Genomic DNA, 10,706 nt, shown 5'->3' with positions numbered 1-10,706 from the left:
CATGTCCGGCCGCTTGCCACGATCGCGGTCGCCGCCGGCGCCGAGCACCGCCACGAGCCGGCCACTCGTGGAGGGCCGGAGGGCCGCGAGGGCCGCGTCGACGGCATCCGGGGTGTGGGCGAAGTCGACGATGCAGCGCGGGCCGTCCGCGCCGGCGCTGACGACCTCCATCCGGCCCGGCACCTCTGGCGGTGCGGCCAGGACCTGGTCGACCTCGGCCGGCGCCAGGTCTAGGGACAGCAGCGCGAGCGCAGCAAGGCACGTGTTGGCGATGTTGAACAAGCCGGGCAGGTGCGACACGAGGTGCAGCTCGATCCCGGAGCGGGAGCGGAGCACGACCTCCGAGCCGGTCGCCCGCGCCATCCAGTCGGCCTCGGTCCCCGTGGTCGAGAGCGTCGTGACCGGTATCCCCGCGGTCGCGGCGAGGCGCCGCCCCCACTCGTCGTCGATGCAGACGATGCCGCGGCGCGCCCGGGCCGGCGTGAACAGCTCGGCCTTGGCGGCGAAGTACTCCTCCATCGTGCCGTGGAAGTCGAGGTGGTCCTGGGAGAGGTTCGTGAAGAGCACCACGTCGTAGGTGACACCGTCGACCCGGTGCAGGGCGAGCGCGTGGCTGGAGACCTCCATGACGCAGGCGTCGACGCCCCGCTCGCGCATCACGGCGAGCAGCGCGTGCAGCTGCGGGGACTCGGGCGTGGTGCGCACCGACGGGATGCGCTCCTCACCGATCCGGGTCTCGACGGTGCCGATGAGACCGGTGCGCAGGCCGTGGGCGCGCAATGCGGAGTCGATGAGGTATGCGGTCGTCGTCTTGCCGTTCGTGCCCGTGATGCCGACCATCGTGATGGCTCCGGCAGGGTCCCCGTAGACCGCCGACGCGACGGCTCCGAGGGCTTCCCGCGGGCCCGCCACCCCAAGGACCGGTACGGAGAGCCCGCCCAGCTGCTCGGCTCCCTCTGTGTCGGTCAGCACCGCGACCGCTCCGGCGCCCACGGCGTCGGCCGCGAAGCGGGCACCGTGCACGTTGAAGCCCGGCAGTGCGGCATACAGGTCTCCGGGTCGCACCGACCTGCTGTCGAGGGTCACGCCGGTCACGAGGACGTCGGCCGACGGGGTGTGCAGGCCGAGTCTCGCGCACAGCTCAGCGAGGGGCAGACCCGAGGTCCTCGGGCGGGTGGAGGGTGTGGACACGACATCCCAACCTACAGGCCGTCACGCTTCGCCCGTGCGTCGGACAGGACGTTCGGGTCGGACGTGGACAGCTTGTGATCGGCCCAGACGTGGTAGTCGAGCGAGGACTTCGGGCTCGGCGCGTCGCCGTCCCGCTGGATGAGGTAGGACATGACCTGGTTGAAGACCGGGCCGGCCAGCTCGCCGCCGAACATGCCGGCGCTGGGCTGGTGGAGGAAGACCCCGACGACGTACTTCGGCGCCTGCGCGGGGGCGTAGCCGATGAACGACGCGGTGAAGCCGTGGTAGCCGCCCGTCTTCGCGTCGAAGAAGTCGGCCGTGCCGGTCTTGCCCGCGACGCGGTAGCCCTTGATCCGTGCGGCGGAGGCGGTGCCGTCGGGGCCCGTGACCTCCTCGATCATCCGGCTCAGGGTCGTCGCGGTCTTCTCCGAGACGACACGCACGCCTTCCTGGGCCGGCGCCGGGACGAGGGTGCCGGCGTCGTTCATCGTGCCCTCGACGAGGGTCGGGGGCATCCGGAGGCCCTTGTTCGCGATGGTCTGGTAGACGCCCGTCATCTGCAGCGCGGTCGCGGAGTAGGCCTGGCCGAAGAGCCGGGTGTAGCGCGAGGCGCCGACCCACGTCTTCGGGTCGGGGACCTCACCGGCGGACTCCCCTGGGAAGTTGATCGGCGACTTCGCCCCGAGCCCGAACTTGCGGAAGTAGTCGACGAGCACCGTGGGGTCGATCCGCTCGCCGATGAGGATCGTGCCGATGTTGGACGACTTGGCGATGACGCCGGTCGCCGTGAGCTGCTCGGTCGGGTGGTTCTCGTTGTCCTTGAACTTCATGCCGGCCCGCGGGAGCCGGTTCGGCACGATGACCCCGGTGTCGGGTTTGACGACGCCCTTCTCGAGCGCGGTGGCGAAGGTCATCAGCTTGCCGGTCGATCCCGGCTCGAACGCGTCGGTGAGGGCGGCGTTGCCCATGTGGTTGAGGTCGGCCCGGCTCAGGTCGTTGGGGTCGAAGGTCGGGTAGTTCGCCATGGCCCGCACCTTGCCGGTCGCCACCTCGAGGACGACGGCCGTGCCCTCCTTGGCGCCGACCTCCTGGACGCGCTTCGCCAGCGCGTTCTCGGCGTACCACTGCAGGTCCGAGTCGATCGTGAGGCGCACGTTGCGGCCATTGGTCACCGGGGTGTCCACGCGCTCGGACCCGGGGATGATGTAGCCGTCGCGGGCGCGCTCGTAGATGTTGGTGCCGGGCTTGCCCGACAGGGTCTGGTTGAACTGGTACTCGATGCCGCCGCCGGGTGACTGGTCGGAGGGCTTGACGAAGCCGACCACGGGGCCGAGCGCCATCCCGAGTGGGTAGAGCCGCGACGCGGTGCGCTCCGCGGCGACGCCCGGCACGCCGACGGCCTTGACCTGGCGCCAGACCGTCGGGGTGACGTCCTTCTTGATGATGACGTAACGCGTGTTCGGCCTCGTGAACCGGGCCTGGAGGTCACTCGCGTCCATGCCGAGCAGCGGCGCGACGTCGCTCGCCGCCCGGGGTGCGCCGAGCTTCTCCCAGATGTCCCCGACCTTGACCCGGTACTCCGCGATGGCGACGGGGTCGGCGACGACGGTGAACCGCTCGACGCTCTCGGCGAGGACCCGCCCGTTCGTGTCGAGGACCTGACCCCGCATCGCCGGCGTGATCGTCTTGACGGACCGCTTGCTCATCGCGGCCTGTTGGGTCGCCGAGGCGTCGAAGCCCTGCACGCGCAGCAGCTGGAAGCCGAACACCGCGAAGACCATGAGGATGACGAGGAGCATCACCTTGGCGCGCGGCCTGGGGCTGGCGGCCTCGGGGCGGCGGCGCCGCCTCGGCCGACGCGGTCCTCCCGGGCCGCCACCGCGCTTGGGCGCGGGGCCGCGGCCCTTGGTGGCGCCCGTCTCGGGGCGGGCCCGGCCCGCGGAACCGGTCGCCGGGCCGCGGCCGCGGGGGGCCTGCCCGGCAGTGGGGCGACCCCGTCCCGGGCTGCGCGCCGGGTTGCCGTGGCCGGCCGCAGCCCTGCCCTTCGTCGCGGTGCCACCAGTTCCCGTGCCCCGCGACGCGCCCCGGCCGTGGGCATCCGGCCGGCGGGGACCGGTGCCTCGGGTCTGGGTCACGAACTCACCTCGTCGTCGCGGGCGTTCCCGCCGGCTTGCTGGTCGAGTCCAGTGTCTCCGTGGCGGACGGCGGTGCCGCGCTATCGGTCGCCTTCGGCGTGGCGGCCGCGGCCAGGTTCACCGCCTCCTTGGCGGCGGCCGTAGCCGCCGCCGCTGCGGCCGCGGTGGCGCCGTCCACGGCAGAGGTGATCCGCTTGACGGCCTTCGGCGCCGGCATCGGCGCCACGACGATCGGCACCTTCTGCAGCTTCGTGGCCGCCTGCGCCGTGCCGCTCACCTTGCCCGTCGTGACGTCGACGTAGCCGCGCTCGGCCGTGCGCACCATGCCCAGGGCCGTGGCTCGGGCGGCGAGGGAGTTGCTTGAGGAGGCACGCGCGATCTCCTCCCCCAGGTCACCCGCCCGGTCGGTGAGCAACCCCGACTGCTTCCGCAGCGCCCCGAGCGTGAGCGAGCCCTCGGCGAGCGCCGTGTTGAGCAGGAGCAGCCCGATCAGTCCCAGGGTCAGCAGGGTGACGCAGAGGGTGGCGAACGCCCCGTTCCCGCTCGTCCCGATCCGGCTCGGGATGACCCGCAGCGGCGTGACGACGGGGACGCGCCGCGGTGCCCGCAGCGGCCTGGCGGTGGCGGTCATCTGGCTCATCGGGTGTGCCCCTTCCTCGGGCGCTCGGTCGTGCCTGCTGTCGTGTCTCGGGTGCGTTCGGCGACGCGGAGCCGCGCCGAGGCGGCGCGCGGGTTCGCGATGACCTCCGCCTCGCTCGGCTCCTCGGCGCCGCGCGTCAAGAGGCGGAGGTACGGCGCGTGCTCGGGCAGCTCGACGGGTAGCCCGGGCGGGGCGGTCGAGCGGGCTCCGGCGGTGAGTGCCCGCTTGGTGATGCGGTCCTCGAGCGAGTGGTAGGACAGGACCGCGATCCGGCCCCCGACGGCGAGCCGCGTGATAGCCGCCTCGATCGCGCGGCTCCAGCTGCCGAGCTCGTCGTTGACCTCGATCCGGAGGGCCTGGAAGGTGCGCTTGGCCGGGTGGCCGCTCTGCCGCTGCGAGGCCATGGGGATGGCGCGGCGCAGCAGCTCGACGAGCCGGCCGGAGGTCGTGAAGGGCTCCCGCTCGCGCTCGCGCAGCACCTCGGCCGCGATCCGGCGTGCGTACCGCTCCTCGCCGTAGTCCCGCCGGACCCGCGCGAGGTCGGCGGCGGAGTAGGGGTTGAGGACGTCGGCCGCCGTCGGTCCGCTCGACTGGTCCATCCGCATGTCGAGCGGTGCGTCGACCCGGTAGGCGAAGCCCCGGTCGGTCTCGTCCAGCTGCAGCGACGAGACCCCGAGGTCGAACAGGACGCCCTGGACCGCGGCGATGCCGAGCCCGTCGAGCACGGCACCGATCTCGTCGTAGACGGCATGGACCGGGACGAACCGCTCGCCGAACCGCTCGAGACGCCCACCGGCCAGGGTGAGCGCCTCCCGGTCACGGTCGATGCCGACGACCGTTGCCTCTGGGAACCGCTCGAGCACGCCCTCCGCGTGCCCGCCCATCCCGAGCGTCGCATCGACGTGGACCGCCCCGGGGGTCCCCAGGGCGGGCTCGAGCAGGTCGAGGATGCGGTCGCGAAGGACGGGGACGTGGCGGTCCTGCGCCTGTCCTCGGTCCGTCATCGTCGCCCTCTCGTGGTGCTGCTGGTGGGTCGTGCTGTGGTGGTGCTGCCTGGTGCTCGATGGGCCGTCATCGCCGACTGGTGAGCGCTGTCATCGGGTGGTGGAAGGTGGAGGTCGGGGTCGGCTCGGGCCTGAGGACTGGTCCCCATCCGCTGCGTCGCCCGGGACGGGGGAAGTCGTCACGGGAGCGAAGCGGCTGGAGGCCGGCGCGCAGGCGCACGGTCTGGGGTCAGAACAGGCCGGGGATCACCTCCTCGGCCGTGTCGGCGTAGCTCTGCTCGGTCGCCGCGAGGTAGTCGTTCCAGACCGTGGTGTCCCAGACCTCGAGGCGGGACCCCGCGCCGATGACGGTGACCTCGCGGTCGAGGGCCGCGTACTGCCGGAGGTTGGCCGGGATCGTGAACCGCCCCTGCTTGTCCGGGATCTCGTCGGAGGCGCCCGAGAGGAAGACGCGCATGTAGTCGCGGGCCGCCTTCGACGTCGTGGGTGCCTGGCGCATCTGCTCGGCCACCTTGACGAACTCGTCCATCGGATAGATGTAGAGGCTGCGCTCCTGGCCGCGGGTCACCACGAGACCCCCCGCGAGGCGCTCGCGGTACTTCGCCGGAAGGAAGAGCCGCCCCTTGTCGTCCAGGCGAGGGGTGTGCGTCCCGAGAAACATGGTCGGCCACCTCCCCTTCTTCGACCCTGGGCGATCCACCGCGTTCCGTGATGCCCCACCGTACTCCACTTTGCACCACCATCGTCGGAAAATGGACAGAATTGCCTCCACTTGATCCCTGTTTCCGCAGGTCAGCCCCGGTGGTGTGAAGTGGAGCGGGGCAGCGCGCGCTGGGATGGGCCGCGACCTGCGCCCCGAGCGGGAGCGAACCGGGCGGCATGCCTGTCTCGTTGGAGAAGGACCGCAAGTGCGTCGCGGGTGCGCCTGGGGTGGAGGAAAGTGGAGGGAACCCCTTTGAGGAGAGCGGCCGATGAGGGAAGATCGCGTGACGACACACGCGCCCGCCATCGGTTGGTGCGTCCGACAGGGGGAACCGGAGGAAGCGTGACGACGGAAACGACGGGTCGCGGCACGGACACGGCGCTCGAGCTCATCCATGACGTGGCGGCCCGCCTCGTCGCCGCGATGAGCCGCGTCATCGAGGGCAAGGACGAGGTCGTCCGGACCACGGTGACGGTGCTCTTCGCGGGCGGCCACCTCCTCATCGAGGACGTGCCCGGTGTCGGCAAGACGATGCTCGCCAAGACGTTGGCACGCTCGATCGACGCGACCGTGCGCCGCATCCAGTTCACGCCCGACCTCCTGCCGAGCGACGTCACCGGCGTCAGTGTCTTCAACCAGGACGCCCGCACCTTCGAGTTCCGGCCGGGCGCGATCTTCGCCAACGTCGTCGTCGGGGACGAGATCAACCGCGCGTCCCCCAAGACGCAGTCGGCGCTGCTCGAGTCGATGGAGGAGCGGCAGGTCACCGCCGACGGCACGACCTACCGGCTCCAGGAGCCGTTCATCGTCATGGCGACGCAGAACCCGATCGAGATGGAGGGCACCTATCCGCTGCCCGAGGCCCAGCGCGACCGCTTCATGGCGCGGATCTCCATGGGCTACCCGTCCCCCCGCGCGGAGCTCGACCTGCTCGAGACGCACGGGGCCCGTTCACCCCTCGAGTCGCTGTCGCCGGTCACCGACGCGGCGACAATCGTCTCGGTCGTCGAGGCGGTGACCCAGGTCCACGCCAGCCCGGCCATCCGGCAGTACATCGTCGACCTTGTCGGTCGCTCCCGGGCGTCGACCGCCCTGCGGCTGGGCGCATCACCGCGAGCGGCGCTGCACCTGCTCCGCGCGGCGCGGGCCCACGCGGCCCTCGAGGGGCGTGACCACGTGATCCCCGACGATGTGCAGGCCCTCGCGGTGGCTGTCCTCTCCCACCGGCTGATGCCCTCGAGCGAGACCCAGCTGGCGCGCCGGACGACGAGCGAGGTCGTCACCGAGCTCGTCCGGCAGACGCCGGTCCCGCCCGCCGCGAGATGAGGGCGGGGCCGGGATGGGACCGCTGCGCAGCCTCCTGACGACACGGGGCAAGGCACTCGTCGGCGCGGGGATCGTGCTGGTCCTCGCCGGCGTCGCCTTCGGCTTCGTCGACCTCATCCGCTTCGGCGTGCTCGCCGTCGCCCTGCCGTTCGCCGCGGCCCTGGTCGTCCGGACGCGCCGGACCCGGATGCGGATCGAGCGGCACATCTCGCCCGACCGGGTCAGCGTCGGCCAGGTGGCCCACGTCACGATGACTCTGCAGAACGTGTCGCCGCAGACCACCCCCCTCTTCCTCGCGGAGGAACGGCTCGACTACGTCCTCGGCGACCGGCCGCGCTTCGTCGTCGGACGCATCTCGCCGCGGCAGAGCCGGACGGTCGAGTACAGCGTCCGGTCTCACCTGCGGGGCCATCATCCGCTCGGACCGCTCGGCGCCGAGGTGACCGACCCCTTCGGCCTCGCCATCCGCAGCGCCGTCCTCGAGGGGACGGCCGATCTCGTGGTGCTCCCGGCGGTGCACCCGCTGTCCGCGAGCCGCCAGCCCAGCTCTGGCGTCGGCTCCGAGGGCGAGCAGGCCCACCTGCTCGCGCTCCACGGCGAGGACGACGTGACCGTCCGCGAGTACCGCGACGGCGACGACCTGCGGCGGATCCACTGGCCCTCGACCGCCCGCACCGGCGACCTCATGGTCCGGCAGGAGGACCGACCCGCACAGCGACGGGCCGTCCTGCTGCTCGATCCCCGCCCGTCCGCGCACGGCGGCAGCGGCGCCACCGGCTCGTTCGAATGGGCCGTGACCGCTCTCGCCTCGATCGCTGCGCACCTCACCGACAACGGGTATGCCGTCCACCTCGTCTGCGTCGAGACGGTCGACACGACCCGGGCCGGGGACCCGATGACGATCGACGAGATCCTCGGCACCCTCGCGGTGACCCAGCCGCGCGAGGAGACGGGCGAGGACGACGTCCTCCGGGCGGCCCAGGCGCTCACCGAGGCCGGCGGCTTCGTCGTCGCCGTCATCGGGCCCTCCGACCCAGAGGTGACCGCACGCGTCGCCAGCCTGCGCCAGGTCGGCACGACGGGCCTCGCGCTCGTCCTCGACGCCTCGACCTTCGGCAGCGCGCCCGATGCGGACGCCGTCGGGACCCACGTCGACGTGCTGCGGCTCGCCGGTTGGCGAGCCGTGCCGGTCAGCCGGGGCGACGACATCGGTCACACGTGGGACGTGCTGACGACCGTCACCGTGGGAGCACGGCAATGACGCGGCGGCGGTGGCGGATCACCATCCTCGGGGCCCTCGCGACCTTGGCCGCGGCCTACCCGGTCACCTCGCTCTTCTCGTCGACGGAGTGGTTCTCCCAGGTCACGGTCTTCGTCGCGCTGACGGCGGCGATCGGCCTCGTCATGCGTGGCCTGACCGCCTCCCGGCCGGCAGTCGTCGCCGTGCAGCTCGTCGTCGTCGGCTACGTCATCGTGTGGCGGTTCGGGCAGGACACGTTGTCAGGGTTCCTGCCGACTCGTGAGACCTGGGACGGCCTGGGCTTCCTCGCCACGGAGGCGTACGAGACGATCCAGCGCTACACCGCCCCGGCACCGCTGACGGCGGGCGTCACGTTCTGCCTCGTCGTCATCGGGAGCGCCCTCGCCATCGCCGTCGACGCGTTGGCGGCGACGTGGCGAGCGCCGGCTGCAGCCGGGCTGCCGCTCCTCACGGCCTACCTCATCACCGCGGCCAACGGCTCCGAGGCACTCGATCCGCGCTACTTCGTGCTGCCCGTCGTGCTCTGGCTCGCAATGCTCCATACGACCGCGCGCAGCCGCTTCATGGGCTGGAGCACGACGACGTCGGTGGGTCAGGACGACACGGGGTACGACGGGGTCGCCGGGGTCGAGTCCCACAGCCGCCAGGCGGAGCGGTCCTTCTCAGGCGGCGCCGTGCGCCTCGGGCTCATCGGGCTCGTCCTCGCGCTCATCGTGCCGGTCCTCGTGCCACACTTCCCACCCCGCTACCTCGCGGAAGGACTGGGTCGCAGCGGCGGCGCGGGAGGCACCGGCACGGTGGGGTTCGCCAACACCCTCGACCTGACCAAGAGCCTGACGAGCAGCGACCAGACCCCCGTGCTCAGCTACACGACGACGGGCCCGCGCCCGCCGCTCCGGGTCCTCGCGACGTCCCTCTACAGCTCGGACGGTGAATGGGTCGGGGACGTGGACGACGCGAGGGGTCCGGGTGTCGCACCCCCGACCCGGGGCAAGGACTACACGATGACGGTGAGCAACAACACGCTGCGCGCCCCGAACATCGCCGCTCCCTACCCGGTCGTCGCCGTCTCGATGGAGGGGATCCCCTGGCGCCAGAACCCGGTCACCGGGGACATCCGGGTCGGCGAGGCGGTCTCGAGCTATCGCGTCACCTACGCCGACGCCGCTCCCCTGGCGGCCCAGCTCGAGCAGGCGAGCCCGCCGACGGGACCAGAGGTGCGTGCGGAGGACCTCGAGATTCCCGACGTCGCGCGGGGCACCGTCATCTCGTGGTCCGACCAGGTGACCCGCGGCAAGCAAACCGAGCTCGACAAGGCGATCGCGATCCAGGACCACCTGCGCGACACGAGCATCTACACCTACAGCCTCGACCTACCTGATCGGCAACGCGACAAGCAGGGCCGCTTCCTCGACCCGATCACCAACTTCCGCGTCACCAAGGTCGGCTACTGCGTCCAGTTCGCGACCGCGATGGTCATGCTCGCCCGGGCCCAGGGCATCCCAGCCCGGATGGCGATCGGGTTCCTACCCGGTGAGCAGCAGGGCGAAGAGTACGTCGTCCGCGCGTCCGACGCGCATGCCTGGCCGGAGCTGTACTTCGCCGGGTTCGGCTGGCTCCGCTTCGAGCCGACCCCCGGCGCGCGCTCCGGCGCTCCACCGGCCTACACCATCCAGGGCGCTACCCCCGGCTCGACGGGCGCGGGCCAGCAGGCCCCAGAGCCGGGCAAGACCACCGCCGCACCGAGCCGGACGGGCCGCCCCGGCCTCGACCAGCCCAACGTGGTCGCCCCCGAGCCGACTCTGTGGGACCAGGTGACCGGCTTCATCACTCTCCGCGGGGTGCTGACACTGGTCGGCTTGGGCGTCGCGCTCCTCGCCGTGTTCGCCATGCCGATCACCGCAGCCCTGATGCGACGGCGACGGCGACGGCGGGCGGTCACGCAACAGGATCTCGTGGAGGCGGACTGGGACGACCTCACCTCACACCTGCGCGACCTCGGGATCGACCCACCCGAGGGCGGGACGCTGCGCACCTGGCGCAACCACGTGATCCGCGACGGCCACCTCGACGAGGCCAACGCCACGGCGGTGCGCCGGGTCACCGCAACGCTCGAGCGGACGAGGTACGACCGGCCCGAGCGCACCACGGCCGAACAGACGCAGGCGCTGCACGAGGACATCCGCAGCATCCGCCGGCACGTCGGGCGCACCCGGGCCATGTCCACCCGGGCCCGCGCCTTCCTCTGGCCCGAGGCGGGCGTCTCGGTCTGGCGCCGCCTGGCCGAACGGTTCACCGGCCGGGGCTGATCCGCCCCGCACATGAAGAGAGGCGGGGCCCCGGCCAACGCGCGGGTCCCCGCCCCACCGCGTGGCGCCGGCGAGGGCTCTCTCGCTCGGCAGAGCCGACCCCCGGCGCCGGGCCGCACTCGCCGGCGCCCGGGCGG

General features: G+C 72.2%; 8 protein-coding genes. 3 read left to right on the top strand and 5 right to left on the bottom strand.

Annotation, left to right across the window (positions count from 1 at the left end; translation table 11 throughout):
• From ACTHJJ_RS19445 to mraZ, 5 genes are all read right to left on the bottom strand, one after another.
• Positions 1 to 1,191, bottom strand: a 1,191-nt coding sequence (locus ACTHJJ_RS19445) for a Mur ligase family protein (RefSeq protein WP_440304599.1), incomplete at its 3' end; no start/stop codon positions are given.
• A gap of 11 nt (positions 1,192 to 1,202) precedes the next feature.
• A complete protein-coding gene (locus ACTHJJ_RS19440; protein WP_440304598.1) occupies positions 1,203 to 3,326 on the bottom strand; it encodes a peptidoglycan D,D-transpeptidase FtsI family protein in 2,124 nt (707 codons plus the stop codon).
• 4 nt (positions 3,327 to 3,330) lie between these two features.
• Positions 3,331 to 3,966, bottom strand: a complete 636-nt coding sequence (locus ACTHJJ_RS19435; protein WP_440304597.1) for a hypothetical protein — start codon at positions 3,964 to 3,966, stop codon at positions 3,331 to 3,333.
• Positions 3,963 to 4,970 carry a 16S rRNA (cytosine(1402)-N(4))-methyltransferase RsmH gene (rsmH, locus tag ACTHJJ_RS19430; protein ID WP_440304596.1) on the bottom strand — a complete coding sequence of 336 codons (1,008 nt, stop codon included), beginning with the start codon at positions 4,968 to 4,970 and terminating at the stop codon, positions 3,963 to 3,965. Before rsmH ends, ACTHJJ_RS19435 begins: the two co-directional genes overlap by 4 nt.
• 229 nt (positions 4,971 to 5,199) lie before the next feature.
• Positions 5,200 to 5,631 carry a division/cell wall cluster transcriptional repressor MraZ gene (gene mraZ, locus ACTHJJ_RS19425; protein ID WP_440304595.1) on the bottom strand — a complete coding sequence of 144 codons (432 nt, stop codon included), beginning with the start codon at positions 5,629 to 5,631 and terminating at the stop codon, positions 5,200 to 5,202.
• 384 nt (positions 5,632 to 6,015) lie between these two features.
• Between mraZ and ACTHJJ_RS19420 the strand changes: the two genes are divergently transcribed.
• The 3 genes from ACTHJJ_RS19420 to ACTHJJ_RS19410 are packed head-to-tail and all read left to right on the top strand — an operon-like array spanning position 6,016 to position 10,569.
• Positions 6,016 to 6,999 carry an AAA family ATPase gene (locus ACTHJJ_RS19420; RefSeq protein ID WP_440304594.1) on the top strand — a complete coding sequence of 328 codons (984 nt, stop codon included), beginning with the start codon at positions 6,016 to 6,018 and terminating at the stop codon, positions 6,997 to 6,999.
• Positions 7,000 to 7,012: 13 nt separating this feature from the next.
• Entirely contained in the window at positions 7,013 to 8,260 is a 1,248-nt protein-coding gene (locus ACTHJJ_RS19415; protein ID WP_440304593.1) for a DUF58 domain-containing protein, read from the top strand.
• The gene (locus ACTHJJ_RS19410) at positions 8,257 to 10,569 is read left to right on the top strand and encodes a transglutaminase family protein (protein WP_440304592.1); all 2,313 of its coding nucleotides are present in this window, start codon (positions 8,257 to 8,259) and stop codon (positions 10,567 to 10,569) included. The genes ACTHJJ_RS19415 and ACTHJJ_RS19410 overlap by 4 nt, the downstream gene beginning before the upstream one ends.
• Positions 10,570 to 10,706 lie beyond the last annotated feature (137 nt).

It is taken from the genome of Intrasporangium sp., assembly GCF_051961875.1.
Lineage (GTDB): Bacteria > Actinomycetota > Actinomycetes > Actinomycetales > Dermatophilaceae > Intrasporangium_A.
This window is presented reverse-complemented; position numbering and strand designations above follow the sequence as displayed.

Coding starts and splice junctions, on each gene's coding strand:
- ACTHJJ_RS19415 (WP_440304593.1), top strand. CDS start 7,013: ATGGGACCGCTGCGCAGCCTCCTGACGACACGGGGCAAGGCACTCGTC.
- mraZ (WP_440304595.1), bottom strand. CDS start 5,631: ATGTTTCTCGGGACGCACACCCCTCGCCTGGACGACAAGGGGCGGCTC.
- rsmH (WP_440304596.1), bottom strand. CDS start 4,970: ATGACGGACCGAGGACAGGCGCAGGACCGCCACGTCCCCGTCCTTCGC.
- ACTHJJ_RS19435 (WP_440304597.1), bottom strand. CDS start 3,966: ATGAGCCAGATGACCGCCACCGCCAGGCCGCTGCGGGCACCGCGGCGC.
- ACTHJJ_RS19410 (WP_440304592.1), top strand. CDS start 8,257: ATGACGCGGCGGCGGTGGCGGATCACCATCCTCGGGGCCCTCGCGACC.